Genomic DNA, 25,128 nt, shown 5'->3' on the forward strand with positions numbered 1-25,128 from the left:
AGGGTGATGGCGGATAGGCCCTTATTCCTGAACCTGCTTGTCTTGCAACAAGCGCTGCTGCAACTGGTGATCGCGCAGGAAGGCATTGATACGCGCCCGCTGCTCATTCATCTGCTGCTCGTTCAATGTTTGCTGACGACTTGCTCGGTCACCCTCCTGGGCGTAGTGAACGCTTACCGGTGCGGCACTGCCGCCGACGGGTATGGTGTTCAGCACAGGATTGGTCTGCATGGCAGGATCCTGGCCCTGATACTGCTGCACCCCAAAGATGACGGCAGCGGCGACCGAGGCGGCAATGGCATATTGACCAAATTGCTGGCCCGCACGGCGCAGGAAGGGAATGACGCGACCGGGTTGCCGCACAGGCTGAACAGGTGCCGCGATCGGAGCCAATATGGTTGGCTCCTCATCGAGTGCCAAGGCTATCTTGTCGCTGAGATCCAGCTGCAGATTGAGCGGCAGATCTCCCCGCATGGCATCACCGATCAGATGGTAACGGCTCCAGGTATCCCGCGACTCGGCATCCATCGCCAAGAAGTCGAGTTCCTGTACATCACTCAGGTCACCATCCATCAGGGCCGAGATTTGCTGTTTATTTGCCATAAGTTAACCTGTCTTCCCCAGTTTAATTCTCAGTCAGAGGTTTCAGCTTTTTATCGATTGCGTCCCTCGCCCTGAAGATGCGGGATCTCACCGTACCCACAGGACAATCCATGATTTCTGCAATCTCTTCATAGCTCAGCCCTTCCAATTCACGAAGGGTGATAGCTGTCCTCAAGTCCTCAGGCAGCGCCTCTATGGCGGCAAACACTGTCCGTTTTATCTCGTCGGTCAGTGCCAGATTCTCCGGGGTGGCGACCTCTTGCAGGGCTTCTCCACCAGCGTAGTATTCTGCCTCGTCAGCCTCCACGTCACTGCTGGGCGGCCTGCGCCCTTGGGAGGTGATGTAATTCTTGGCCGTATTGACGGCAATTCGGTACAACCAGGTGTAGAAGGCACTCTCGCCACGGAATGTCGGCAGCGCCCGATAGGCTTTGATAAACGCCTCTTGCGCTACATCCGGCACATCGCCCGGATTATTGACATACCTGGCTACCAGGTTGACCACCTTGTGTTGGTATTTCTTTACCAACAGGTTGAACGCGTTTTTATCGCCACGTTGGACTCGCTCAACCAGTTGTTCGTCCAGTAAATTCTGGTCGCTCATCAGGCCGTAAGACCCCCATTAAGGTTATCGTTTTTCTTTTCCGGCCCTTCCTAAGCGCACAAGTTCAGACAGGGAGAATCAGAGAAAGTTCGCTTTAGTTGAAAAAAAAGTGATGCGTGCTGCACCGTTACCCTTGCTTGGGCTACCATGGTGCCAGTTCTTTATCCAGGCCAATGATACTTATGAAAGCAAGTGTTGAATACCTTTGCGACGTTCTCATCATTGGCAGCGGTGCCGCCGGTTTGTCTCTCGCGCTGCGATTGGCTGATCAGGCAAGAGTCCTGGTTCTGAGCAAGGGGCCCATCAGTGAGGGGGCCACTCTCTATGCGCAAGGAGGCATCGCTGCCGTGTTTGACGAAACCGACAGCATCGAGTCCCACGTCAGTGACACCCTCAACGCAGGCGCAGGCCTGTGTGACCCGAGTGTCGTCGAGTTCACCGCCCGCCATGCCCGCGACTCCATCCAGTGGCTGATCCAGCAGGGCGTCCCCTTCGATCAGGAAGAAGATGACCACGGCGAGTCCCACTATCACCTGACCCGGGAAGGGGGCCATAGCCATCGCCGCATCTTCCATGCCGCCGATGCCACCGGCAAGGCGGTGCAGACCACCCTAGTCGATCAGGTACGGGCTCATCCCAATATCCAGCTGATGGAGCGCTTCAATGCGGTCGATCTCATCACCACCCGCAAGCTGGGCCTGCCGGGCAACAAGGTGCTGGGTGCCTACGTCTGGAACCGCAACGCCGAACAGGTCGAGGTGATCCGCGCCCGCTTCGTGGCCCTGGCCACGGGGGGCGCCTCCAAGGTCTACCAATATACCTCCAACCCGGATGTGAGCTCGGGGGATGGCATCGCCATGGCCTGGCGCGCCGGCTGCCGGGTCGCGAATCTGGAGTTCAACCAGTTCCACCCCACCAGCCTGTTCCATCCGGACGATCCGAACTTCCTGCTGACCGAAGCACTGCGTGGCGAAGGCGCCTATCTGCGCCGCCCGGACGGCAGCCGTTTCATGGAGGATTTCGACGAGCGGGCCGAATTGGCACCGCGGGACATCGTCGCCCGCGCCATCGACCATGAAATGAAACGCCTGGGCGCAGACTGCATGTATCTGGACATCAGCCACAAGCCGGCGGATTTCATCATCAAGCACTTCCCGACCATCTTTGATCGCTGCCTCGCGGTCGGCATCGACATCACCAAAGAGCCGATGCCCATCGTCCCTGCCGCCCACTACACCTGTGGTGGCGTCATGATAGACAACAATGGCCAGACCGACATTCCCGGTCTCTATGCCATCGGCGAAGTGACCTACACCGGGCTGCACGGTGCCAACCGCATGGCCTCCAACTCCCTGCTCGAATGCGTGGTCTATGCCCACCAGGCGGGCGCCGACATCCTGGCCAAACTGCCGATGAGCGTGGAGCCACCGAGCCTGCCTGCCTGGGATGAGAGTCTGGTGGACAATTCCGACGAGCAGGTGGTTATCCAGCACAACTGGCACGAGCTGCGGCTGATGATGTGGGACTATGTGGGCATAGTGCGCACCAACAAGCGGCTCGAGCGGGCCAAGCGCCGCATCGACATGCTCAAGCAGGAGGTGCAGGAGTACTACGCCAACTTCCGGGTCTCCAACAACCTGCTGGAGCTGCGCAACCTGCTGCAAGTAGCCGAACTCATCGTCAACTGCGCCATGCAGCGCAAAGAGTCCCGCGGCCTGCACTACAACCTGGACTTCCCTGATTTGAAGCCCAACCCCAAGCCAACCGTGTTGACCCCGGACAGGGATTGACCCCGCCATCACAACAGACCCCGCCGAGTGCGGGGTCTGTTGTGATGGGAGAGCGGCCACCCTCTGTGCCTCGATAACCAGGCTGACAGCCCCTCCTCTCCCTACTGCCCCTTGCGCCCTGGATGGAGGTGCACGGCCCGGGCCAGGGCACGGTAGTGCTCGGGGGCTAGGGCATCGGCGAACAGCCAGAGGCGAGCCTGCCCACCCCGCTCTCCCAGTATCTGTAGCCAAAGGGCACCGGGCAAGATGCAGCTGCGCGGCCCAATCCGGTAACGCTGCCCCTGCCAATGGAGCCACTCCCCCTCCCACCGCAAGGCTCCCTGGGTTTGATGGGCCTGACGCTGTGCCAACCCCAACCCCAGCAGCCAGCACGGCAGAAACAGCCCCCATAATCCGCCCTGGATCAGCGACGAGACGGGCCAGAGCAGCAATAAAAACAGCGCCAGCAGACAGAGCTGCTGGCGCCGGGAGACGGTCACGGGGATCTGCACTCAGGCCTCAGCGCTGGGCGTCGTGACGGGCCTGATTGCGCCGGAGGATCAGCGGGATCATGGCGGCAAAGGCCGGATCCTCCGGTGTCCCATGGCCCATGCACCACTTGAACAGATCCGGGTCATCGCTCTCCAGCAGGCGGATGAAGGTCAGCTGATCGGGCTCGCTCAGGCTGTCGAACTCGTGTTCAAAAAACGGCATAAAGATCACATCCAGCTCGAGCATACCGCGACGGCAGGCCCACTTCAGGCGGGATTTCTCGATAGGGCTCAACATGGCACTCTCCTTACAAAGACCCGTGGATGGTAACAGCAGGATTTTCCGGCTGACAAACATTCCTTACGTCTTTACCATGCAGGTCACATACTTTTGTCTCAGGAATGCGATCGTGAGCCTGCAACCCCCTGTTTTCCCGGCCGAGCCAACCCAATTCTCCCTGACCGATTACGCTGTTGTCCGCCTGACGGGCGAGGACAGAGTCAAGTACCTGCAAGGTCAGGTCACCTGTGATGTCAGCGCCCTGGCGCCGGGGCAGAGTAGCCTGGGTGGCCATTGCGATGCCAAGGGCAAGCTGTGGGGGGATTTTCGCCTCTACTGCCTGACCGACAGCCTGCTGCTGCAAACCAAACGATCTCTGCTGGCGCGCCAGCTGCCGGAGCTGAAGAAATTTGCCGTGTTCGCCAAGGTCGATATCCAGCAGAGCGACTGGACAAGTCTGGCCATCGCAGGCACGGGCACAGATGGCTGGGTAGCCAGCCAGTTCGGCCTCGGCGAGACCGGCCTCATCCCCCAGGGCATGGCGGTGCGGGTCGCCACCGATCGCTGGCTGCTGGTGTGCGAGCAGGATCCCGCCCTGACCTTGCCCGAGGGCGAACCCGCCCTCTGGTGGGCGCTGGATATCCTGGCGGGTATTCCCCATCTGGAGGCGGTGCATCAGGGGGAGTACATTCCCCAGATGATCAACCTGCAGGCCCTGGGCGGCATCAGCTTCACCAAGGGTTGCTACATGGGTCAGGAGACGGTGGCCCGCGCCAAGTATCGCGGTGCCAGCAATCGCTCTCTGTTCGTGCTGGCCGGTGAGGCGACAGCCCCTGTGGCGAGCGGCGACACCCTGGAGCTGCAACTGGGCGAGAACTGGCGCCGTGGCGGCCTGGTGCTCAATGCCTGGCAGCAGGATGGCCGAGTCTGGCTCACCGCCGTGCTGCCCAAGGATACCGAGGCCGACGCCGTCTATCGCCTCAAGCAGGAAGAAGGCTCACGCCTCCACCTTCAGCCCCTGCCCTACTCGCTGGAAGATTAAGCGGCCCCCCTCTCGCTTGCCAAGGCCCCTCAGCGGGCCTTTTTACTGGCTGACCGCCGCCCAGCCCGCCCCGACCGATCCTTTGATGGACTCACCACCGGGCCCGCAAAGGACGCTCGTCCAGGGTGGCTCATAGACTGCCCCTAACACACACTCCCTCTGCACGCCTCGCCTGCCCTCCATGCCCTGCAACTCAGCGGCAATTAATTCTCGCCTGAACCATGTGACCCGGCCCTCACTCCAAACCATATCGAAACCCGCTTTCACACCTCCCTCTCTGCACAAGGTGACGACATGAACAAGACCTCTTCCTGGGCCACCAGTTGGCGCCTGCTCACCCCTTACTGGCGCTCCGAACAACGCTGGCACGCCCTCGCCCAACTTGGGGCCATCATAGGGCTCACCCTCACCATGGTGTACCTCAACGTCAGGTTCAACAGCTGGAACAACCTCTTCTACAACGCCCTTGAACGCCACGACTTCGCCACCTTCAAGACCCAGCTCTGGCACTTTGCCGCCCTGGCCATCGCCTTTATTCTGGTCGCCGTCTACAAGATCTATCTCACCCAGGGCCTGCAAATGCGCTGGCGCCTATGGATGACCAGCCACTATCTGGATCGCTGGCTGGCGCAGCACAGCTTCCTGCATCTGGAGCGCAGCGCCGAACTGGATAACCCGGATCAGCGTATCGCCGACGATCTGGGCTCTCTCACCGATGGCGCCCTCTCCCTGGGATTGGGACTGCTCTCCAGCCTGGTCACCCTCTTCTCCTTCGTGCATATCCTCTGGGGCATAGGGGGCAGCCTGACGTTTGCCCTCATGGGCCAGACCCTGAGCATCCCGGGCTACATGGTCTGGTTCGCGCTGGGCTATGCCCTCGTTGGCTCCTGGGTCATCTGGCGCTTCGGCCGCCCCTTGGTCGGGCTCAACGTCCAGCAACAACAGAGGGAGGCCAACTTTCGCTTCGGGCTCATCAGGGTGCGCCAGCATGCCGACGCCATCGCCCTGCAACGGGGGGAGGGGTTCGAGAAGCAGCGGCTCAATCGGGAGTTTCACTCGGTGCGGGATAACTGGTTCTCCATCATGGGGCTCAGCAAGCGACTCAACATGGCCAGCACCTTCTACAGCCAGTTCGCCACCATATTCCCCATTCTGGTGGCCGCTCCCCACTATTTCGCCAAACAGATAAGTCTGGGGGGGCTGATGCAGACCGCCTCCGCCTTTGGCCAGGTACAGGGTGCCCTCTCCTGGTTTATCGGCGCCTTCGATCAGCTGGCGAGCTGGAAGGCCTGCCTCAACCGCCTCGGTCAGTTCGAACAGGCCATCAGCCAACCGGCGCCCAGTCTTTTGCAACTGACGCCGGATCGGGACCTCGAACGGCCATTACGGATCCAGGGCCTCCTTCTCGAGACGCCGACCGGCATGCCGTTGCTGCATCTTGATAACCTGGTGCTGCAACGGGGTGAGCATCTGCTGCTGAGCGGCCCCTCGGGCTGCGGTAAATCGACCCTGCTGCGCGCCATCGCCGGCCTCTGGCCCCATGCCAGAGGCGAGGTCTCCACCCTGAGTGCCCATGAGTGCTTCTTCCTGCCCCAGCGCCCCTATCTGCCGCAAGGCTCCCTGCGCGCGGCACTCTGCTATCCGGAGCCCGAGGGTGCCTATGGCGATGAGGAGATAGGCCAGGTGATGGAGCTCTGCCTGCTCGCCCCTCTGCTCCCCGAGCTCGACCAGGTGCAGGATTGGCAGCTACGCCTCTCGCCGGGAGAGCAGCAGAAGATCTCCCTGGGCCGTGCCCTGCTGCACAAACCACGCATGCTGTTCCTCGATGAGGCCAGCAGCGCCCTGGATGAGGCCGCCGAGAGCAAGATCTATCGGCTGCTGCTGACCCGGCTGCCGGATACCACCCTCGTCAGCGTGGCGCACAGATCCAGCTTGCTGCCCCTGCATGGCCGTCATCTCGACTGCCGCCCTGACTCAGCGGGCGCTGTTAGCCTGGTGGCGGTGCCGCTACCCGCTTAGCCGCCCCCGGGCTTGTCATACGGGGAAATATGACAGAGGCTGCCCCGATCCCTTGGAGCTGCCTCGCTGTCGGGCAACAGCAATCAAGGCCGAGGCTTTACGCCGCCTTCAGTCCCGGAACACCTGACGGGCATGGCTCACCAGGGCATCCTTGAGCCAGCGGCCAGCGGGCCCCAGGGATCTGTCCCGGCGCCACAGCAGCTCCAACCCCAGGCTCTGCTGCGCGAGGAAGTCCACCGGCAAGAGCACCACCTCCCCCCGGGCCAGGGGCCCCTGCAACAGATATTGGGGCACGGATCCCCAGCCAAGGCCGCGCTTGGTGAGCTCGAGCAGGCCCCAGTCCCCCTCCACCCACCAGACATTCGGCGAGAAGCGAAAGCGCTCCCGCTCCCCGCCCCCCCGCTGACCCGTCACCATCAACTGGCGCTCCAGCCTGAGATGATCGAGCCCCACCTTGGCCAAGGTCACCAGAGGGTGAGTGGGGGCCGCCACTATGGGCATGGCGAGCCGCCCCAGGGCATGAAATTCCAGCTCAGGACTCGGCTGCAGGCGCTCGTAGCTGATGCCAAGCTGGGCCCGCCCCTCCCGCAGCAGGTGAGTGAGATCCTCGAGCATGGGAAACAGCAGCTCCAGCTCGATGGCGGGGAAGCGCTCGGCAAAGCGACTCAGCACCTCGGCCACCCAGGAGAGCTGGGAGTCATCATCGATGGCCAGGGTCAGCCGCGACTCCACCCCCCCATGCAGCTCAAGGGCCACGGCTTGCAACTGCTCGCTGCTGGCGAGCACCGCCCTGGCCTGGGCCACGATGCGCTCCCCCGCCGGAGTCAGCTGTGGATAGCGACCACTGCGATCGAACAAGCCGAGATCAAGATCGGCCTCCAGATTGGCGATGGCGCTGCTCACCACCGATTGTGCCTTGCCAAGCTGGCGGGCCGCGGCCGAAAAGGAGCCACTGTCGGCGGCGGCCAACAGGGTCCTGAGCTGCTCCAGGGAGAGATTCATGAGCGAATGCCTTGTCATGGGAGTGGGCTTGATGAGCGGCAGTATAGGCCATATGTATCTATTAAAGAGATAGATACCAACGTGAATACCCGGCAATTAAGCGATAGATTGACCTCCATGCTTTCCATGAAACCTGTTTGAAGAGAGAGATAGACATGCGTAACTCCCGTGATCGTCTGCGCCACGCCATCGGCTTTGAATTGATTGGCCTGCTGATCGCCGCCCCCCTCGCCAGCTGGGTGACCGGGGTAGCCTTGAGCCACATGGGACCACTGGCCCTGTTCTTCTCTGTGCTGGCCACCGTCTGGAACTATGTCTACAACCTGGGATTTGATCGCTTGCTGCAACAGCGGCAGGGTCATACCCACAAGACGCTCTGGCAGCGGGTGGGGCATGCCATCGGCTTCGAGGGGGGTCTGCTGATCGTGGCCCTGCCCGCCATGGCCTGGTGGCTGGAGATCAGCCTGCTGGAGGCTCTGGTGCTGGATCTTGGCTTCGTGGTCTTCTACCTGGTCTATGCCTTCGTCTACAACCTGCTCTATGACAAGGTCTTCCCCATCCCGACTCAGGTCACGCAACACGCCTGAGCCTGTCATCGCCATGCAAAAGGTCCACCCTGAGGTGGACCTTGTTACTCATTCCCCGCCCACCGGCAAATCAGTGCCAAGGGTCCCGCAGAGTGAGTGATGGATTGCGCTGGGGTCCGGGTTGCCACCGGTGACAGGACCGCCCCCATTGCAAGCCAGGGGCGGCTCAGGCCGGTGCGTTGACCAGGGGCGCCTCTTGCTCTTCGACCGTCTGCTCTTTCCTGAGCATGGCTTCGATATCTTGCTGATATTGACTCAACATGCGCTGGGCCGCCGCCATGTCTCCCTTGTGCAGCCGCTCGAACAGATGATGCTGGACCACACCGCTCAGGTATTCGACCGTGATGGGTTGCTCCAGGATCTCCTGCAGTTCCTCCTTGTCCAGTTCGGCATTGATCTCGTCTGCACAACTGCGCAGCAGGCCCGACAACTGGGTCAACATCCGACGCTCGCCGTCGCGCAGCAGGCTCAACATGCGAGTTCTCTGCTGCTCATTCTGTTGGGTCATACATTTCCTTACGTCTAGGGGAACAGGCCAGCTCATTTTGCCCTGTCCGCTCAGGAGCGTCTATCCCGCCAAACACTCTTATTTTCCCCTCTCACGAGCGGGGGGCCATGCTGTGCTATTTGGGCCGCTTCTGGGTATAGTAACCCCCAGAAGCGGGGTCGCGGACCCCTTGTCGACCCCATCTCCGGAGACCCTTATTCCATGACAGATGCCATGCTGCTGCTCTGTACCTGCCCGAGTCAAGCGAGCGCCGACCTCATCAGCGAGCAGCTGCTCGAGCGCCGCCTCGCGGCCTGTATCAATCAGTTGGCACCGGTGAGCTCCGTCTACCGCTGGCAGGGCAAGATAGAGCGGGCAAGCGAGATCCAGCTCATCATCAAGTCCCGAGCCCCCCTCTTTGCCGAGATAGAGCAGGCGATCCTGACCCTGCATCCCTATGAGATCCCCGAGCTGCTGATGCTGCCCATCAGCGCTGGCCATGGGCCTTATCTCGCCTGGCTGACAGCGGAAACCTCATGATGGGCACTATCTTGCTGCGTTACTTGCTGCTGATTTTCAGCCTGATTGCCCCCCTCTCCCAGGCTCAAGCCCAGGCCAGCAATGATCTGCTCGACTCTCTGGGACTGGGGCAGCAGACCCCCCACTTCCTCAAGGTCGATCAGGCCTTCGTGCTCGATGCCGTGCAAGATGGTGAGCGGCTGACGGTACGTCTGCAGATAGCCGAAGGTTACTACCTCTACCGCCACCGCTTCACTTTCAAGGGAGAGCATGCCAGCTTCGATAGCCCCGCACTGCCCCCTGGCACGGATCATGAGGATGATTTTTTCGGTAAAACAGAAGTTTACTACCAGCAAGTGGAGATACCACTGCGGCTGACCCAGGTCGACGAACAGGGCCGCCTGCACATCAGCTATCAAGGCTGTACCGAGGGCCTCTGCTACCCGCCCACGGACAAGGTCATCACGCTGACACCCCTGGCGGCCCACGCCGCGACGGCGGATCCCGGCGAGAGCCAGTCAGACGTTGATGGCCCCACCAGCCAGCAAGACAGACTGGCCGCGGCGCTTGGCAGTCAGGGATTCTGGCTCAGCATCGCCGCCTTCTTCGTGCTCGGGCTGGGGCTCGCCTTCACCCCCTGCGTCTTCCCCATGTACCCCATTCTGACCGGCATCATCGCCGGGGCAGGAGAGCGGCTGTCGACCCGACGCGCCTTCCTGCTCTCTCTGGTTTATGTGCAGGGCATGGCGGTCACCTACACCCTGCTCGGCCTGGTGGTGGCCTCTGCGGGATTGAAATTCCAGGCCGCGCTCCAGCACCCCTATGTGCTGATCGGCCTCTCCGTCATGTTCGTGCTGCTGGCGCTCTCCATGTTCGGCCTCTATAACCTGCAGCTGCCCAGCAGCCTGCAGACCCGGTTGAGTGGCATGTCAAACCGCCAGCAGGGCGGCTCAGTGCCCGGGGTCGCCATCATGGGGATGATCTCCGGCCTGGTCTGCTCCCCCTGCACCACGGCGCCGCTCTCGGGGGCGCTCATCTATGTGGCCCAGAGTGGCGATCTCTGGCTTGGCGGCGCGGCGCTCTATGCACTGTCGCTAGGGATGGGCCTGCCACTGATGCTGCTCGGCACCTCGGGGGGCAAGCTGTTGCCCAGGGCTGGCGCCTGGATGGATCTCATCAAACAGCTCTTCGGGTTTGCGCTGCTGGCGGTGCCCGTGCTGTTACTGTCACGGCTGTGGAGCGAGCAGGCCACCACCCTGGTCTGGCTCGGCTGGGGACTGGCCCTGTGCGGCTATCTCTATCATCACAATCAGGGCTCCCCCCACGGTATCGGCAAGAGCCTGCGCGGTTTTCTCATACTGCTGGCCATGATAACCAGCGTGTTCATGGTCAAGGAGACCCTGCTACCGCCCCCCATCGCGCAAGTCGAGGCCAAGGCGCCTCAGTTTGTGCGGATCAAGACGGTGCAGGATCTGCAGCAGCAGCTGGCCGCCGCCCGTGGCACACCGGTCATGCTGGATCTCTACGCCGACTGGTGTGTAGCCTGCAAGGAGTTCGAGCACAAGACGTTCAGCGATCCCGCCGTGCGTGCGCGTTTCGATCAGATGGTATTGCTGCAGGCCGATGTCACCGCCAATGATGACGACGACGTCACCCTGCTCAATGAGCTGAAGGTGCTTGGGCTGCCGACCCTGATCTTCTTCGACCCTGAAGGCAACGAGCAAAGTGGCCAGCGGGTAACCGGCTTTATGGGGCCCAACGAGTTTCTCGGCCGGCTCGACAAGCTGCGTTGATATCCACCCGGTAGACGCCACACCTTCGCCAAGGGGAGAAAGTGATTCCTATGCGGGGCAATCCCTTTTCAAGCTAGCGTGCTCACACGCAGCCAGAGGAAAAGCATCCCCGGTGTCATTGAAGCCCGGCTGAGGATCAGAGGGATTTGTCGCCACCCAGGGTGGGATCTGGCCGATAACCCCTGATTTTTCTGGTCATCCCTTGTATATGCCCGGCACCGTGGCAAAATTTGCCCTTTCCCGTCTCGGTCGTCCGGAGTTTTGATGAAAAAGTGGTTCATCCCCCTGTTAGCCCTCTGGCTGTTTGCCTGCAGCTCGGGACCCGGGGTCGACGAGATAGAGCGCCAGGTCAGGGCCCAGCTGCTGACTGGTAGCGATGCCAAGCTGTTTGACATGAGTGACTTTCAGGTGCTGGACCAGAGTGAGACCCAGGATGGGGTTTATCTGATCAGGGTCAGTTATCAGCTTCATTTCAAGCAGGGGCTGGATCAACTGCAAGTATTGCAGGACGAGGATCTGGTCTACGACAGGGTTGGCCCCTATCAACAGGAAATGGCGCTGATGGAGCTGGAGCGTAAATACGGCAACTTTGAGGCGGGCCAGGTCGTGGCGCAACAGACCCAGGTATGGATGCTCAAGACGGAACAAGGCTGGCGCCTGGCAGAACCCGCCTGATAATGTTGATGGGGAAGGTCATGCAAACCTTCCCCGCTATTTATCTATCCCTTGTTTTTCCACGCAACCAGAGAGATGGCGACATCGTTATAGTCATCATCATCTTGATCTTCGATGGAGATGTTATAGCCATAACCGATGACAGTGCCATCATTGGTCGTGATGTTATAAGTGTTGATGCTGCTACTCAATTTGACTGACTGAGCTATATCTATCGACAGTTTGACTTGCCCTCCCTGGACGAAATCAGCTCCCTGAGCCAGCGGAGGATTAATATCCACACTCTGCTTCTGCTTATCGAAATAAACTTTATTACCATCATATAATTTCGCCTTTATTAAAAAGGCGGCCTGAGTGGTGACAAACCAGGACATATAATAACCGGCTGGGAATGAGTCAATATTAAATGTTTTATTCGCCATGATAGTTCTTCCTTAAGGTTGAGTCGCTGATAAAAAGTTTTTCCACTCGAAGTTCATAGCGGTGCTATAGATGCTCATTGCCTTGTCCTCATCTATGGCTCCCGGATGCTCTTTCTGATATTGATCCAGAAAATTCCCCATGGCATAAGCACCAGACGCGCTGTTGTTACCCGTGATCCAGGGCGCATACAGGTTGCCAGGGGAAGGCGGCATCAACTGATTGGCGAGCCAATACCAGAGATATTCACAGGGGATCATCATGATGAGGGTGTAGATAGGATCGGCATGGGAGGCGGTATCCGATTCAAACTGGGCATAGTCACGACAGGCCGTCGTCGGGACTACCCCATTGGCATCACGAATATGCCAGATGGTCGGGAACGCCTCATTATAGGCTTGGTATCTTTTATATTTCTCCAGCAGGAAAAATTTCAACACCTCATCACTGGTACGGCTCTCGGCAGCCAGATAACTCTGGGCGCCATTGAAGCAATAATAGGCATCGCTCACATTAAACCCGCCATAAGTAACAGGATCCAGGCTGGCCGACTTTATACCTGACATGAAGGGCGTGTTCAGCGTTTTTTCGGCTATGGGAATGCAGGGCTGCCACAATCGCCAGAACAGCGAATCAGTGGGGGGAGGTGCGCTGGACAGACCATGTTGATCCAGCATGAGATTATCAAACCTGAGTCGTCTTGGACTAAACATATTATTTCCTTATATCCCGTAATCTCCTTGAGCATCTCAGGCCCTTGATGGCCTTGACGCTCTTGCTATTCTGCCGCACCAAACGAATCCACCTTGAGGCGAGCAGATGCTCACTATAGCCGACAGATACGGTTTCGTTCGTAACTCATCAGGCTTTATCGGAAGGCAAGCGACAGGAAGTTGATATCTAATGGATTTATGTCTGGGGGAACCAGGCTCCCCCAATATGATCAGGAAAGGATCACAGCAGATCTTTCATGCGGTGCCACAACATCCCGAGCGCCAGCAAGGGGGAGCGCAGGGCAGGGCCACCTGGGAAGCTCATGTGGGGGACGCTGCTGAACAGATCGAACCCTCGACTCTGCCCGGCAATCGCCTCGGCTACCAGCTTGGCGGCCATGTGGGTCGCATTGAGGCCATGCCCCGAATAAGCCTGGGCATAGAAGACATTGTCATGGGCCGATAGCCGGCCAATCTGCGGCAAGCGGTTGGCACCTATGCCTATCATCCCCCCCCACTGAAACTCGATGGCGGTGCCCGCCAGCTCGGGAAAGACCCGTAGCAGTTTGGGCAACATGAAGGCCTTGATATCTTTGGGATCTTTTCCCGAGTAGTTGCAGGCCCCCCCAAACAGCAGGCGCCCATCCGCCGATAGCCGGTAGTAATCGAGGGCCACATTCTGATCGCAGACCGCCATGTTCTGCGGCAGCAAGCGCTGGCGCAACCGCCTCTCCAGCACCTGGGTCGCCAATATGTAAGAACCGGCGGGCAGCACCCGCCCCCCAATCTCGGCATCCAGATCATTGAGATAGGCGTTGCAGCCCAGCACCAGGTATTTGGCGCGGCATCGACCATGGGCAGTGGTGACGCTCACTGTGCTGCCATAGTCGATGTGAGTCACCCGGGAGTGCTCGAACAGGGCGACGCCCAGGCTGGCGGCGGCGCGCGCCTCGCCGAGGGCCAGATTGAGGGGATGCAGGTGCCCCGATCCCATATCGATCATGCCACCGATATAGCGATCCGATCCCACCACGGTATGCATCTCCTCCCGCGGCACCAGCCTTACCTCATGCCGGTAGCCGAGGCTGGTCAGATGCTCGGCCTCCTCCTCAAAGTCACGCAGATGGCGCGCCTTGGTGGCCAGATCGCAGTAACCCCACTGCAGATCGCAGTCGATGTTGAAGCGTTCTATGCGTTCGCGCACTAGCTGCACCGCCTCCAGCCCCATCAGATCCAGATCGCGCACCCCCTGCTCACCGATATGACGGGTGAACTGGCTGGTGTCGTGGCCTATGCCGCGGATCAGCTGACCACCGTTGCGACCCGACGCTCCCCAGCCGATGCGGTTGGCCTCGAGCAAGACGACCTTGTAGCCCGCCTCCGCCAGATTGATGGCGGTGTTAAGGCCGGTGAAGCCGCCGCCTATGATGCAGACATCCGCCTCCAGCTCACCGGATAGCTCGGGCCAGCTCGAAAGGTCATTGCGTGTCGCCGCATAGTATGAGGCCGCGTGTTCCTGATTCCCTGTACTCATAAGTCAGCATCCTGCCCATGTATGTTTACTAAAATAAACAACCGTTAGCAGAGAATACCCACAGGGGGGTCGGCAATCCAGCCTATCCACCACCGGAAAACCCTTGGCGAGTCACAGAAATGCAAAAGGCGCCCCTGGGGGCGCCTTGGTCAGCAATCGAGTACCGAGAATTACAGTACGTCGATGGCGTTCAGGTCGGAGAAGGCTTTCTCCAGACGAGCGATCATGGAAGTCTGACCGGCACGTACCCAGACGCGCGGATCGTAGAACTTCTTGTTCGGCTTGTCAGCACCTTCCGGGTTGCCCAGCTGGGCTTGCAGGTAGGCTTCGTTCGCCTTGTAGAAGTCCAACACACCTTCCCAGGTAGCCCACTGGGTGTCGGTGTCGATGTTCATCTTGACCACACCGTAGGAGATGGATTCGCGGATCTCTTCCAGGGTAGAACCTGAACCACCGTGGAATACGAAGTCCAGGGACTTGGCAGGCAGACCAAACTTCTCGGAAACGAATTTCTGGGAAGCGTCCAGGATGGACGGGGTCAGCTTGACGTTACCCGGCTTGTAAACACCGTGTACGTTGCCGAAGGAGGCAGCGATGGTGAAACGGGGGCTGATCTTGGACAGACGCTCGTAGGCGTAAGCCACGTCTTCCGGCTGGGTGTACAGGGAAGATTGATCCAGGTGGCTGTTGTCCACGCCATCTTCTTCACCGCCGGTGCAGCCCAGTTCCAGCTCCAGGGTCATGTTCATCTTGGCCATGCGAGTCAGGTACTCGCAGCAGATGTCGATGTTCTCTTCCAGCGGCTCTTCGGACAAGTCCAGCATGTGGGAGGAGAACAGCGGCTTGCCGGTCTCGGCGAAGTGCTTCTCACCGGCGTCCAGCAGGCCGTCGATCCAGGGCAGCAGCTTCTTGGCAGCGTGGTCGGTGTGCAGGATAACCGGCACGCCGTAAGCTTCGGCAACAGCGTGCACATGCTTGGCACCGGAGATGGCACCCAGAACGGCAACTTGCTGGCCTTCCAGCTTCAGGCCCTTACCGGCGGTGAACACGGCGCCGCCGTTGGAGAACTGAACGATGACCGGAGCCTTCACCTTGGCGGCAGCTTCCAGTACGGCGTTGACGGAGTCGGTACCGACACAGTTAACAGCCGGCAGAGCGAAGCCGTTCTCTTTAGCGATAGCGAACACTTTCTGAACGTCATCACCAGTGATCACGCCGGGTTTTACGAAGTCGAAAATTTTCTTAGACATGTTAATCGTCCTGTTCTCGTATGCCGTTAATAAAAAGTGGGGGTTTATCACGAACCGCCGCAGCGGCCATATGATAAACGAAACGGGAGGCTTTTGCCCCCCGTCTCGGGTCAATTAGGCTTTGGCGCGCTGTTCCAGCATGGCCACTGCCGGCAGTACCTTGCCCTCTACAAACTCCAGGAAGGCGCCGCCGCCGGTGGAGATGTAGGAGACTTTGTCGGCGATGCCGAACTTGTCGATAGCCGCCAGGGTGTCACCACCGCCAGCGATGGAGAAGGCAGGGGAAGCAGCGATGGCTTCGGCGATCACCTTGGTGCCTTCAGAGAACTGGTCGAACTCGAACACACCGACCGGGCCGTTCCACAGAATGGTCTTGGCATTCATGATGATGTCGGCCAGGGCCTTGGCGGAGTCAGGGCCGATGTCGAAGATCATGTCACTGTCGGTCACATCGCTAACGGACTTGATGGTCGCCGGGGTGTTTTCTGCGAACTCGGTGCCCACGACCACGTCGGTGGTCACCGGAATGTTGGTCTCGGCGGCCAGTTTCTTGGCGGTGTCGAGCAGGTCGTGTTCGCACAGGGACTTGCCGACGTTGTGACCGGCAGCGGCGATGAAGGTGTTGGCGATGCCACCACCGACCACCAGCTGGTCAGCGATCTTGGAGAGAGATTCCAGCACGGTCAGCTTGGTGGAGACCTTGGAGCCGCCCACGATGGCAACCATGGGGCGCTCGGGCTTGAGCATGGCCTTGCCCAGGGCTTCCAGTTCACCGGCCAGCAGCGGACCTGCACAGGCTACCGGAGCAAATTGAGCCACACCGTAGGTAGAACCTTCGGCACGGTGAGCAGTACCGAATGCATCCATTACAAAGACGTCACACAGGGCAGCGTATTTTTTGGCCAGCTCTTCGGTGTTCTTCTTCTCGCCTTTGTTGAAGCGGCAGTTTTCCAGCACAACCAGCTCACCGGCGGCAACGTCTACACCATCCAGGTAATCTTTCGCCAGGGTCACTTTGCAGGAGAGTGCGTCTTTCAGATAGTCAACGACCGGGGCCAGGGAGAATTCTTCGTTGTATTCACCCTCGGTCGGACGACCCAGGTGGGAGGTGATCATCAGCTTGGCGCCCTTTTCCAGAGCCAGCTTGATGGTCGGCAGCGTCGCTTTGATCCGTGCATCGGAAGTGACCTTGCCATCTTTTACCGGCACGTTAAGGTCAGCACGGATCAGTACGCGTTTACCCGCCAGATCCAGGTCAGTCATCTTGATAACAGACATATTCAGTCCTCTATATTTTCAGGTAATGTTAAAAACAGTAACCTTGCGCCCGGTGCAGGCTCTCAGCCTGCGGCCATCATGGCCCGGGTGGTATCCAGCATGCGGTTGGCGAAGCCCCATTCGTTATCGCACCACATCAACATCTTGACGAGGTTGGCATCGCTGACCCGTGTCTGGGTACCATCGATGATGCAGGAGTGTGCATCATGATTGAAATCGACGGAGACCAAGGGTTCCTCCGTGTAATCCAGAATACCGCTTAATGTACCTCTGGATGCCCGCTGCAGGGCTTGATTTACGTCAGTAACTGTCACTTTTTTACGAACAGTAATACTGAGATCCATGGCCGTTACATTAATGGTCGGCACCCGTACCGCTATCGCCTCGAACTTGCCGGCGAAGTGGGGAAGGATACGCTCCAATCCCTTTGCCAGCTTGGTATCCACCGGAATGATGGACTGGCTGGCGGCCCGGGTTCTGCGCAAGTCACTGTGGTAGGCATCGATGACTTGCTGGTCGTGCATGGCCGAATGAATTGTCGTAATAGTACCACAATTTATCTCGAATTCTCGATGCAATGTTTCGATGACGGGCACCACGCAGTTGGTGGTACAGGAGGCATTGGAGACGATCCGCTCCCGCCCGGTCAAGGTCTGATGGTTTACCCCGAAAACGATTGTCGCATCCACATCCGCGTCCGCCGGATGGGAGAAGAGCACCTTGCCCGCCCCTGCCCCCAGATGGCGCTGCGCATCCGCCCGGGAGCCAAATACGCCGGTACAGTCTAGCACCACATCCACCCCCAGCGCCCGCCATGGCAAATTGGCGGGATCCTGCTCGGCGAACAGGGCGATGAGATCCTGCCCTACCTGCATGCTGCTACCTGCCAGTTGCACAGGGTGTGCGAAACGACCATGGCTGGTATCGAAGCGGGTCAGGTGCACCATGGCCTCGGGCGCCGCCAACTCGTTGATGGCGACTATCTTGATGCTCTTGTCCCGGCCGCTCTCGTAAAGAGCACGCAGTACATTGCGGCCGATCCGCCCGTAACCATTGATGGCAATCTTGATCATGGAAATTACGTGTCCTTACCTGCGACTAAAGAGAGGATGAAGAGGGAAGCATCATGAGAGTTGCGCCTCCCGGAAGGTGCCACGAGCCAGGAGTGCCGCGCCGAAGACCCCGGCACTGTCACCCAGGGCTGGAGCAATAATGGGGGCCCTGAAGCGGGGATTAAAGAGGAAGGGCAAAATTGTCTGGGCCGGGACGCTATAGAGACTCTGCACATTGCCCACCCCGCCGCCGATGACGATGACATCCGGATCCAGAATATTGACCACGTTGGCCAGGGCTTGGCCAAACAGCAGGTGCAGACGGTCTATGGTGAGCTTGGCCACATGGTCATGGGCCGTGGCCGCCGCAATCTGGGCCAGCGGGAGATGGCGCCTGGCCTTGGCTTCATACCAGGCCTCCAGCGCCGGGCCGCTGATGAGCGTTTCGACGCAGCCACGCTTGCCGCAGTAGCATTCGGGGCCATCGGGGGAGAGCACATTGTGGCCCCACTCCCCGGCGATGCCGTGGTGGCCATTGAGGATCTGGCCGTTGATGACGATACCGGAGCCCACCCCGGTACCCATGATGATGCCAAATACAACCCTGGCATCGGGATGGTGCTGGCGCACCGCCCCCAGGTGGGTTTCCGCCAGGGCGAAGCAGTTGGCGTCGTTGGCGATGAGCACCGGAATGCCGAGCCTGCGCTCGAGATCTTCCTTGAACGGCTTGCCGTTGAGTTCAGTGGTGTTGCAGTTCTTCATCAGCCCGGTCTGGGGGTCCCGGGCGCCTGGGGTGCCCATGCCGATGACGGCCGGACGCTGACCGAGCTTGGCGGCACACTCGTCCACCAGCTTGGCTATCTGACCAATCATGTGCTCGTAACCGCCACGGCGCTCGGTGGGAATGCGATGGCGCAGCAGCACCTCGTCGCCATCAAGCACCACGCACTCGCACTTGGTACCGCCCAGATCTATACCCCAATCCCACGACTTCTTGCTCATTCTGCCTCCTGCATGGCGAGCGAGACGGCCGATACGCGGCCTCGCACGCTGTCGCTCATCTTGTGTGTGGCCACCGCCACAGATGGCGCAGTGTAACCCGAGCCGGGGCCGGCGCGCAGTATCCAAAACAGTACAAGGGCCAAAACGGCGCCGCCCCGGATAACACAACGGGGCCCTGGGGCCCCGTTGTCATGATGCTGATGCAGCGGTTCAACCTCAGCGGCCGTGGTACTGGCCGGACAGCTCGTGCACCGCGTTCACAAATACCCCGGCGTGCTCGGGATCCACATCCTGATGGATGCCGTGACCCAGGTTGAAGACGTGGCCGTTGCCGCTGCCAAAGCCCGCCAAAATGGTGGCGACCTCTTCGCGAATGCGCTCAGGGGCGGCGTAGAGCATGGAGGGATCCATGTTGCCCTGCAGCGCCACCTTGTCACCGACCCGGCGCTTGGCATCCGCGATGTCTATGGTCCAGTCCAGTCCCAGGGCATCGCAGCCGGTGGCGGCGATCTGCTCCAGCCATTGACCGCCGTTCTTGGTGAACAGAGTCACCGGCACCCGGCGGCCCTCATTCTCACGGATCAGGCCATCGACGATCTTGTGCATGTACTGCAGGGAGAAGTCGCGGTAATCCCGCGGGGTCAGCACGCCGCCCCAGGTATCGAACACCATGACAGACTGGGCACCGGCCTTGATCTGGGCGTTGAGGTACGAGATCACGCTGTCCGCCAGTTTGTCGAGCAGCAGGTGCAGAGTCTGGGGCTCGGCATACATCATCTGCTTGATCTTGGTGAACGCCTTGGAGCTGCCCCCCTCCACCATGTAGGTGGCCAGGGTCCAGGGGCTGCCGGAGAAGCCAATCAACGGCACTTCGCCCTTCAGCTCGCGGCGAATGGTGCGCACCGCATTCATCACGTAGCCGAGTTCATCTTCCGGATCCGGATGTGGCAGCGCCTGCACCTGCGCCAGCGAGGTGATGGGGCGCTCGAAGCGCGGGCCTTCGCCGTGCTCGAAGTAGAGACCGAGCCCCATGGCGTCGGGTATGGTGAGGATGTCGGAGAAGAGGATGGCGGCATCGAGGGGATAGCGGCGCAGGGGCTGCAGGGTGACTTCACAGGCCAGCTCGGCGTTGCGGCACAGGGACATGAAATCCCCCGCCTGGGCACGGGTTGCCTTGTATTCCGGCAGATAGCGGCCAGCCTGACGCATCATCCACACCGGGGTCATGTCCACATCCTGGCGCAGCAGGGCACGCAGGTATCGATCGTTCTTCAGCTCTTTCATCCCAGTTCCTGAGTCATATCACGCATAAAATGGCGGATATGATACCACTTTGTGCGCCGCTGCGGGGGATGCAAACCAGGGCGCTGACCGCCCGGAGTGCAAAGATGTGAGAGGGCGCAACCTCGGCACCGATGCCAATGGCCACTCGGGGACAACCGCGGGTCAATTGAAGCCCCCCCCCCCCCACCTGCCGCCCAATTGCAATCGCCCTTAGAGGGTCTCACGGCAGAGTTCAATCAAACGACGCGCTATGGTGCCATGGGGGGGAATACGCGGCAGGGCATCGAGTTCAAAGAAGTCGGCGGCCACCAGCTCCTCCTCCTGCAGACGGATCTCGCCGCTCTGGTACTCGGCGGTGAAGCCCATCATCAGGCTGTGGGGGAAGGGCCAGGGCTGGCTGGCGACATAGCTGATATTGCCGACCCGGATGCCACTCTCCTCGAACACCTCCCGCGCCACGCACTGCTCCAGGTTTTCACCGGCCTCGACGAAACCCGCCAGCACGGTAAACATGGGGTCGTCCGCCTGATAGTGACGACGATGGGCCCCCAGCAGCAGTTGGGAGCCACGACGCACCGCCACTATGATGCAGGGGGAAATGCGCGGATAGGCCATGTGTCCCTGATGGCACCCTTGTGCCCACTCCCCTGTCTTGGGCGTCATGGGGGCGCCGCACTCGCCACAGAATTTATGGCTGCGACGGAAGCTGGCCAGCTGCCAGGCTCGGCCCCCGAGGCGAAACCCCTCCTCGTCTCCCGCCATCATCAGCTGACGCAATGGGCTCAACTCTCCAAACTCCGATGAGTCGCCGAGGAGTGACTCTCCTTCCCCCAGATCATGGAGATAGCAAGGGGCCCCCTCCCACAGGTCGAATGCCTCGAAGGCCAGAGCCTGCCAGCACAGGGGCAGCGCCTGCCGGGTGCAGTGCGGGACTCGGTCCGCCTCATCCAGCCAGATGAGGTGATCGCCCGCCAGCACAAACCAGTGGGCCCGTTCGGTTAATTCCATGATAGCCAAGCTCTTTTTGACGTTCGATTGGGGTATCTGGCAGGTAAGAACCTGCCAGGAATATGTCGCATATTACGAAGGATGCGTCTCGCAGGCGAGCCTAGGGAGACCCTTTTCAACCCATTTGAGTGGAAAACCTGCCCCCAGCCAAAGAGTGACAACCCGCCCCACTAAAAAGGGCCGCCCATGGGCGACCCTCTATCATGACCAAACGGCCTGGCTGCCTCGGCAGGGCCTCAGTTCATCCAGCGCTCACTCTGCTTGCGACGACGCGGCAGCAGGGGCAAGAGGATGCCAAGCAGTATGCCGCCACCGACCATGGCGCCACCGCGAATGAACCAATCCATCTGCATATCATGCTCGCGGTTGTCGATGCTGCTGTTCAGGGCATCATTCTGCGCCTTGACGCTGGCCAGCTCCTCACTCTGGTTGTCGAGCTGCCCCTTGAGGTTGGTGAGCAAGCTATCTTGCTCGGCAATCTTGCCATCCTTCTCGGCGAAGCGCTGCTCGTTGTCACCATTGAGGTTTTGCAGGCGATCCTTGAGGGTTTGCAGCTCCTGTTCCAGCTGGGGCACACGTACCTTCAGGCTGGGTTCGCTCTGCAACTCGTCGCTCTTGATCCAGCCTTCACGACCACGTTCATCCACCACCTGAGTGAAACCGGCCTGGCCGCCTTTCACTTCCAGGGCTTCACCGGCCTTGACGCTGCCGAGGATCCGGTACTGGGTACCCGGTCCGCCGTGCATGAAGATATAGATGTTGTCTGAAACATAACGGGTCTCGGCCAGGGCGGATTGAGCACACAGGCAGATCAGTATCCCGAGGAGGGCGCGCATGGTCAGTCGATTCTCTCGATTGGTTAGGAATTGGCTGGAATGTTAAGCCGCTCCGTGGTCAAAGGACAAGCAAAGAAACGGCCTCCCCCCGAGGCGGGGAGGCCGTTCAACACCACCATGTTTACCCGCGGCCCTGAACTGGCGCGCCGCGGCGCGCCATCACGCGCGGATCAGGGTTCACGTTTGAGCTGACGGATTTCGTCACGCAAGCTCTGTAGCTCCGCCAGCATCTGCGTCTGCTGAGTCTGCAACAGCTTGAAGCGCAGCTCTTCTTCTCTCTTCTCGCCATGCCTTGGTTGCAGGAATAGGCTGGCCATGAAGCCACTGACGGCGGCATAGAGACCGACCCCGAACAGGATGAGCAGGCTGGCGACGAAACGCCCTTGTTCCGTCTTGGGAACCAGATCCCCGTAGCCCACGGTCGAGAGCGTCACCAGTGTCCACCAGAAGGCGTCATAGGGGGTCTCTATCTGGCTGCCGGGGTGACCGGCTTCAATCCAGAACATGACCCCGGATCCCACCCCCAACAACAGAAAGAACAGCAACAAGATCCCGGACAGAGTGGTCTCATTGCGCTCGCGACGAAACATGGTCAGCAGATCCGGCTGGTTGCGCAACAGCTGATAGACACGCCACAGCTGAATAAGCCGCGCCCAGCGCAGGGATTCCACCATGGGCAGGCTCCCCGGCAGATAGAACCAGTTCGCCTTCAGAAAACCCCAGCGATCCTCCGCCCGCAGCCAGCCGTAGGCAAAGTGGGCGAGAAAGATGTAGCAGATGAGACTGTCGATGTCATAGAAGAGCTGCATGGTCTGCGGGGTCGCCACCCCAAACCAGCGAACACTGACCAGGCCAACCGACACCAGAGAGAGGATTGCCATCAGCAGATCCATGGCGCGCAGGGGGGTTAAGTGATGTCGCATGCAAATTCCAACTTTAAACGGGAAACGAATTAATAAAACAGAAGATAATGCCGATAGCCCTGATGAGAAAGGAAAATTCCCCCATTAAAAGGAGAGAAGCTATGCAGTTCAACCCGCTTGAACAGCGGCTCAGTGATATACGTCTGGTGCCCAAGGTGATCTTGCTGATGGTATTCAGCACCCTGTTGCTGCTGACCAAGCTTTGGTTCGATGCCAGTAATCTGGAGCGCACTTTGCTCAGCGAGGGCATTGATGCCGCCAAGGCCAATGACATCGCCTCCCGCCTGATCTGGACCGGTCTGCTCGAGACGGCCCTGATGGGAGTGGTGTTTGTGGTGCTGCTGATGGCGGGCTCCCGCCTCATGGTCAAGCAGGTGCGCTATCTGGTCAGCTTGCTGGAGCGTTTCTCCCAAAAAGATCTCAGCCACCAGGTCGAACTGGCATCCAAAGACGAATTCGGCGACATCGCCAAGGCGGTGGCCCACTCCCAGAACGAACTCAAGCAGGTGTTCGGCAGCCAGCGCCTGGCTTGCAAGGAGCTTAACGACATCGCCTCCCAGGTGACCCTCTGCATGGAAGAGGCCAATGAGGCGATCAACGAGGAGTTCGTCCAGATAGAGCAGCTCGCCAGCGCCATGACCCAGATGGTCGGCGCCATCGGCGAGGTGGCACATCACGCCGAGCAGGCCTCCCACTCCACCAGCGAGACCAGCCGCCTGGCCCAGGAGGGCAGCCGCTGCGTCGCCGATACCGTCAACACCATACACACCTTGTCCGGCAACATTCAGCAATCTTCCAGCGTCGTCCATGACGTGGAGCAGGGGGTCGAGCGCATTGGCTCAGTGGTGGACACCATTCGCAGCATCTCGGAGCAGACCAATCTGCTGGCCCTCAATGCGGCCATCGAAGCGGCCCGTGCCGGTGAAGCCGGACGCGGCTTTGCCGTGGTGGCCGATGAGGTACGCGGCCTCGCCAACCGGGCTCAGTCCGCGACCGTGGAGATCCAGAAGATGATTGAGCAGCTGCAGGGCAGTGCCCGCACCGCCGCGGGTCTGATGGAGCAGAGCGTGGCTCAGGCCGATCGCGGGGTCGAGCAGGTAACCCAGGCCGGTGAGCAGCTGACCACCATAGTGGCGCGGGTACAGGGGGTGGCCGACATGAACCGCCAGATAGCCACCGCCTCCGAAGAGCAGAGCGCCGTCGCCCAGGAGATGAGCGGCAACCTGGAACAGGTCAAGCAGATCGTCGAGGGATCCGTGGTGGTGCTGCGCGAGCTGCAAGATGCCTCAATGCTGGTCGAATCCCACAGCCAGACCCTGAATCGTCACATCCAGGCCTTCAAGCTGGACTAGCCGTGATGAGCGCGCGAGCGCAGGGTGCAAGCTGCTCATCGAGGCTTGACGTCCCCTGGTGTTATCGTCACCTTATGAAAAGAGGAGCCTGCGGGTTCCTCTTTTCGTTTCAATACTCCCCAGAGCGAGGCAAGGAGCCCATATGCATGACCTGCACCACAGTGACACCGGCTTGGAAATCAGCGATGACAAGGGGCGGCTCGATGTGCCGCTCATCCACCAGTTTCTGTCGCAAGAGGCCTACTGGTGCCTCGGCATACCACTCTCCACCGTGCAGCGAGCCATCAACCACTCCTTCTGCATCGGTGGCTACCTGGACGGTCAACAGGTCGCCTTCGCCCGTGTCATCACGGATCACGCCACCTTCGGGTATCTCTCCGATGTGTTCGTACTGCCCGCCCACCGTGGCCTGGGCCACGGCAAGGCGCTGATCCAGGCCATACTGTCCCACCCGAACCTTCAGGGGCTGCGCCGCATCAGCCTGGCCACCTCGGATGCCCATGGGCTCTACAGCGGCTTCGGCTTCCAGGCCCCCGTCCGGCCAGCCACCCTGATGGAGCGCTATCAGCCGGATATCTACCAGCAGGATCACAGTATTCGCTGAC

At 60.0% G+C, this 25,128-nt stretch carries 26 protein-coding genes; 9 read left to right on the forward strand and 17 right to left on the reverse strand.

Annotated features, from left to right (window positions below; genetic code table 11):
• Positions 1–21: 21 nt before the first annotated feature.
• Together M2367_RS17095 and rpoE are read right to left on the reverse strand one after the other, a co-directional pair.
• Positions 22–603 (reverse strand): sigma-E factor negative regulatory protein, encoded by a 582-nt coding sequence (locus M2367_RS17095; RefSeq protein WP_259237346.1) that lies wholly within the window; start codon positions 601–603, stop codon positions 22–24.
• 22 nt (positions 604–625) lie between these two features.
• The gene (rpoE, locus tag M2367_RS17100; protein WP_005898862.1) at positions 626–1,207 is read right to left on the reverse strand and encodes an RNA polymerase sigma factor RpoE; all 582 of its coding nucleotides are present in this window, start codon (positions 1,205–1,207) and stop codon (positions 626–628) included.
• 182 nt (positions 1,208–1,389) lie between these two features.
• Here rpoE and nadB point away from each other — a divergent pair, with 182 nt between their 5' ends.
• Entirely contained in the window at positions 1,390–2,997 is a 1,608-nt protein-coding gene (gene nadB / locus M2367_RS17105; protein ID WP_259237347.1) for an L-aspartate oxidase, read from the forward strand.
• 101 nt (positions 2,998–3,098) lie between these two features.
• Here nadB and M2367_RS17110 read toward each other — a convergent pair whose 3' ends face one another.
• Both M2367_RS17110 and M2367_RS17115 read right to left on the reverse strand, forming a co-directional pair.
• Positions 3,099–3,482 (reverse strand): protein YgfX, encoded by a 384-nt coding sequence (locus M2367_RS17110; protein WP_259237366.1) that lies wholly within the window; start codon positions 3,480–3,482, stop codon positions 3,099–3,101.
• Between the two features lie 13 nt (positions 3,483–3,495).
• Positions 3,496–3,765, reverse strand: coding sequence for a succinate dehydrogenase assembly factor 2 (locus M2367_RS17115; RefSeq protein ID WP_259237348.1), 270 nt, complete (start codon positions 3,763–3,765; stop codon positions 3,496–3,498).
• Between the two features lie 76 nt (positions 3,766–3,841).
• On the opposite strand from M2367_RS17115, the gene ygfZ reads away from it, so the two are divergent.
• Both ygfZ and M2367_RS17125 read left to right on the forward strand, forming a co-directional pair.
• Positions 3,842–4,789, forward strand: coding sequence for a tRNA-modifying protein YgfZ (ygfZ, locus tag M2367_RS17120; protein WP_259237349.1), 948 nt, complete (start codon positions 3,842–3,844; stop codon positions 4,787–4,789).
• 294 nt (positions 4,790–5,083) lie between these two features.
• Positions 5,084–6,808 (forward strand): ABC transporter ATP-binding protein/permease, encoded by a 1,725-nt coding sequence (locus M2367_RS17125; protein ID WP_259237350.1) that lies wholly within the window; start codon positions 5,084–5,086, stop codon positions 6,806–6,808.
• A gap of 108 nt (positions 6,809–6,916) precedes the next feature.
• Here the strand turns inward: M2367_RS17125 and M2367_RS17130 are convergent, their stop codons facing one another.
• A complete protein-coding gene (locus M2367_RS17130) occupies positions 6,917–7,810 on the reverse strand; it encodes a LysR family transcriptional regulator (RefSeq protein WP_259237351.1) in 894 nt (297 codons plus the stop codon).
• A gap of 155 nt (positions 7,811–7,965) precedes the next feature.
• On the opposite strand from M2367_RS17130, the gene M2367_RS17135 reads away from it, so the two are divergent.
• The gene (locus tag M2367_RS17135; protein ID WP_042041998.1) at positions 7,966–8,397 is read left to right on the forward strand and encodes a PACE efflux transporter; all 432 of its coding nucleotides are present in this window, start codon (positions 7,966–7,968) and stop codon (positions 8,395–8,397) included.
• A gap of 166 nt (positions 8,398–8,563) precedes the next feature.
• Here M2367_RS17135 and M2367_RS17140 read toward each other — a convergent pair whose 3' ends face one another.
• On the reverse strand, positions 8,564–8,905 hold the full coding sequence (locus tag M2367_RS17140; protein WP_224431240.1) for a hypothetical protein: 342 nt from the start codon (positions 8,903–8,905) through the stop codon (positions 8,564–8,566).
• A gap of 201 nt (positions 8,906–9,106) precedes the next feature.
• Between M2367_RS17140 and cutA the strand changes: the two genes are divergently transcribed.
• From cutA to M2367_RS17155, 3 genes are all read left to right on the forward strand, one after another.
• Entirely contained in the window at positions 9,107–9,424 is a 318-nt protein-coding gene (gene cutA, locus M2367_RS17145) for a divalent-cation tolerance protein CutA (protein ID WP_224431241.1), read from the forward strand.
• Positions 9,421–11,196 (forward strand): protein-disulfide reductase DsbD, encoded by a 1,776-nt coding sequence (locus M2367_RS17150; protein ID WP_259237352.1) that lies wholly within the window; start codon positions 9,421–9,423, stop codon positions 11,194–11,196. The genes cutA and M2367_RS17150 overlap by 4 nt, the downstream gene beginning before the upstream one ends.
• A 264-nt stretch (positions 11,197–11,460) precedes the next feature.
• Complete coding sequence (locus tag M2367_RS17155; RefSeq protein ID WP_042041973.1) at positions 11,461–11,871, forward strand: hypothetical protein; 411 nt, start codon at positions 11,461–11,463, stop codon at positions 11,869–11,871.
• 44 nt (positions 11,872–11,915) lie between these two features.
• Here the strand turns inward: M2367_RS17155 and M2367_RS17160 are convergent, their stop codons facing one another.
• The 11 genes from M2367_RS17160 to M2367_RS17210 form a co-directional block, all read right to left on the reverse strand.
• The gene (locus M2367_RS17160; protein ID WP_042041974.1) at positions 11,916–12,293 is read right to left on the reverse strand and encodes a hypothetical protein; all 378 of its coding nucleotides are present in this window, start codon (positions 12,291–12,293) and stop codon (positions 11,916–11,918) included.
• 12 nt (positions 12,294–12,305) lie between these two features.
• Positions 12,306–13,004: a hypothetical protein gene (locus tag M2367_RS17165; protein ID WP_259237353.1), complete on the reverse strand. Its 699-nt coding sequence runs from the start codon at positions 13,002–13,004 to the stop codon at positions 12,306–12,308.
• 241 nt (positions 13,005–13,245) lie between these two features.
• Positions 13,246–14,538: an FAD-binding oxidoreductase gene (locus M2367_RS17170; protein WP_224431245.1), complete on the reverse strand. Its 1,293-nt coding sequence runs from the start codon at positions 14,536–14,538 to the stop codon at positions 13,246–13,248.
• Between the two features lie 170 nt (positions 14,539–14,708).
• Positions 14,709–15,788 carry a class II fructose-bisphosphate aldolase gene (gene fbaA / locus M2367_RS17175; protein WP_042041977.1) on the reverse strand — a complete coding sequence of 360 codons (1,080 nt, stop codon included), beginning with the start codon at positions 15,786–15,788 and terminating at the stop codon, positions 14,709–14,711.
• A gap of 114 nt (positions 15,789–15,902) precedes the next feature.
• Positions 15,903–17,066: a phosphoglycerate kinase gene (locus M2367_RS17180; protein ID WP_259237354.1), complete on the reverse strand. Its 1,164-nt coding sequence runs from the start codon at positions 17,064–17,066 to the stop codon at positions 15,903–15,905.
• Positions 17,067–17,128: 62 nt separating this feature from the next.
• A complete protein-coding gene (gene epd / locus M2367_RS17185) occupies positions 17,129–18,139 on the reverse strand; it encodes an erythrose-4-phosphate dehydrogenase (RefSeq protein WP_259237355.1) in 1,011 nt (336 codons plus the stop codon).
• A 51-nt stretch (positions 18,140–18,190) separates the two neighbouring features.
• Positions 18,191–19,120, reverse strand: a complete 930-nt coding sequence (locus tag M2367_RS17190; protein ID WP_259237356.1) for an ROK family protein — start codon at positions 19,118–19,120, stop codon at positions 18,191–18,193.
• Positions 19,121–19,336: 216 nt separating this feature from the next.
• Positions 19,337–20,404, reverse strand: coding sequence for a uroporphyrinogen decarboxylase (hemE, locus tag M2367_RS17195; RefSeq protein WP_224431248.1), 1,068 nt, complete (start codon positions 20,402–20,404; stop codon positions 19,337–19,339).
• 210 nt (positions 20,405–20,614) lie between these two features.
• Positions 20,615–21,412, reverse strand: a complete 798-nt coding sequence (nudC, locus tag M2367_RS17200) for an NAD(+) diphosphatase (protein WP_259237357.1) — start codon at positions 21,410–21,412, stop codon at positions 20,615–20,617.
• A 236-nt stretch (positions 21,413–21,648) separates the two neighbouring features.
• Complete coding sequence (locus M2367_RS17205; RefSeq protein WP_042041985.1) at positions 21,649–22,248, reverse strand: TIGR04211 family SH3 domain-containing protein; 600 nt, start codon at positions 22,246–22,248, stop codon at positions 21,649–21,651.
• Between the two features lie 170 nt (positions 22,249–22,418).
• Positions 22,419–23,171, reverse strand: coding sequence for a potassium channel family protein (locus M2367_RS17210; RefSeq protein ID WP_224431251.1), 753 nt, complete (start codon positions 23,169–23,171; stop codon positions 22,419–22,421).
• A 101-nt stretch (positions 23,172–23,272) separates the two neighbouring features.
• Here M2367_RS17210 and M2367_RS17215 point away from each other — a divergent pair, with 101 nt between their 5' ends.
• Both M2367_RS17215 and M2367_RS17220 read left to right on the forward strand, forming a co-directional pair.
• Positions 23,273–24,523, forward strand: a complete 1,251-nt coding sequence (locus tag M2367_RS17215) for a methyl-accepting chemotaxis protein (RefSeq protein ID WP_259237358.1) — start codon at positions 23,273–23,275, stop codon at positions 24,521–24,523.
• Positions 24,524–24,665: 142 nt separating this feature from the next.
• Positions 24,666–25,127, forward strand: a complete 462-nt coding sequence (locus M2367_RS17220) for a GNAT family N-acetyltransferase (RefSeq protein WP_042041988.1) — start codon at positions 24,666–24,668, stop codon at positions 25,125–25,127.
• The last annotated feature ends 1 nt before the right edge of the window (position 25,128 follow it).

This window comes from Aeromonas sp. BIGb0445, from assembly GCF_024809075.1.
Classification (GTDB): domain Bacteria; phylum Pseudomonadota; class Gammaproteobacteria; order Enterobacterales; family Aeromonadaceae; genus Aeromonas; species Aeromonas rivuli.

Coding starts and splice junctions, on each gene's coding strand:
- hemE (WP_224431248.1), bottom strand. CDS start 20,404: ATGAAAGAGCTGAAGAACGATCGATACCTGCGTGCCCTGCTGCGCCAG.
- M2367_RS17220 (WP_042041988.1), top strand. CDS start 24,666: ATGCATGACCTGCACCACAGTGACACCGGCTTGGAAATCAGCGATGAC.
- M2367_RS17215 (WP_259237358.1), top strand. CDS start 23,273: ATGCAGTTCAACCCGCTTGAACAGCGGCTCAGTGATATACGTCTGGTG.
- M2367_RS17150 (WP_259237352.1), top strand. CDS start 9,421: ATGATGGGCACTATCTTGCTGCGTTACTTGCTGCTGATTTTCAGCCTG.
- M2367_RS17115 (WP_259237348.1), bottom strand. CDS start 3,765: ATGTTGAGCCCTATCGAGAAATCCCGCCTGAAGTGGGCCTGCCGTCGC.
- M2367_RS17190 (WP_259237356.1), bottom strand. CDS start 19,120: ATGAGCAAGAAGTCGTGGGATTGGGGTATAGATCTGGGCGGTACCAAG.
- M2367_RS17205 (WP_042041985.1), bottom strand. CDS start 22,248: ATGCGCGCCCTCCTCGGGATACTGATCTGCCTGTGTGCTCAATCCGCC.
- M2367_RS17135 (WP_042041998.1), top strand. CDS start 7,966: ATGCGTAACTCCCGTGATCGTCTGCGCCACGCCATCGGCTTTGAATTG.
- cutA (WP_224431241.1), top strand. CDS start 9,107: ATGACAGATGCCATGCTGCTGCTCTGTACCTGCCCGAGTCAAGCGAGC.
- M2367_RS17155 (WP_042041973.1), top strand. CDS start 11,461: ATGAAAAAGTGGTTCATCCCCCTGTTAGCCCTCTGGCTGTTTGCCTGC.
- M2367_RS17210 (WP_224431251.1), bottom strand. CDS start 23,171: ATGCGACATCACTTAACCCCCCTGCGCGCCATGGATCTGCTGATGGCA.
- rpoE (WP_005898862.1), bottom strand. CDS start 1,207: ATGAGCGACCAGAATTTACTGGACGAACAACTGGTTGAGCGAGTCCAA.
- M2367_RS17165 (WP_259237353.1), bottom strand. CDS start 13,004: ATGTTTAGTCCAAGACGACTCAGGTTTGATAATCTCATGCTGGATCAA.
- M2367_RS17095 (WP_259237346.1), bottom strand. CDS start 603: ATGGCAAATAAACAGCAAATCTCGGCCCTGATGGATGGTGACCTGAGT.
- M2367_RS17160 (WP_042041974.1), bottom strand. CDS start 12,293: ATGGCGAATAAAACATTTAATATTGACTCATTCCCAGCCGGTTATTAT.
- M2367_RS17180 (WP_259237354.1), bottom strand. CDS start 17,066: ATGTCTGTTATCAAGATGACTGACCTGGATCTGGCGGGTAAACGCGTA.
- epd (WP_259237355.1), bottom strand. CDS start 18,139: ATGATCAAGATTGCCATCAATGGTTACGGGCGGATCGGCCGCAATGTA.
- M2367_RS17170 (WP_224431245.1), bottom strand. CDS start 14,538: ATGAGTACAGGGAATCAGGAACACGCGGCCTCATACTATGCGGCGACA.
- ygfZ (WP_259237349.1), top strand. CDS start 3,842: ATGCAGGTCACATACTTTTGTCTCAGGAATGCGATCGTGAGCCTGCAA.
- M2367_RS17130 (WP_259237351.1), bottom strand. CDS start 7,810: ATGAATCTCTCCCTGGAGCAGCTCAGGACCCTGTTGGCCGCCGCCGAC.
- nudC (WP_259237357.1), bottom strand. CDS start 21,412: ATGGAATTAACCGAACGGGCCCACTGGTTTGTGCTGGCGGGCGATCAC.
- fbaA (WP_042041977.1), bottom strand. CDS start 15,788: ATGTCTAAGAAAATTTTCGACTTCGTAAAACCCGGCGTGATCACTGGT.
- M2367_RS17125 (WP_259237350.1), top strand. CDS start 5,084: ATGAACAAGACCTCTTCCTGGGCCACCAGTTGGCGCCTGCTCACCCCT.
- M2367_RS17140 (WP_224431240.1), bottom strand. CDS start 8,905: ATGACCCAACAGAATGAGCAGCAGAGAACTCGCATGTTGAGCCTGCTG.
- nadB (WP_259237347.1), top strand. CDS start 1,390: ATGAAAGCAAGTGTTGAATACCTTTGCGACGTTCTCATCATTGGCAGC.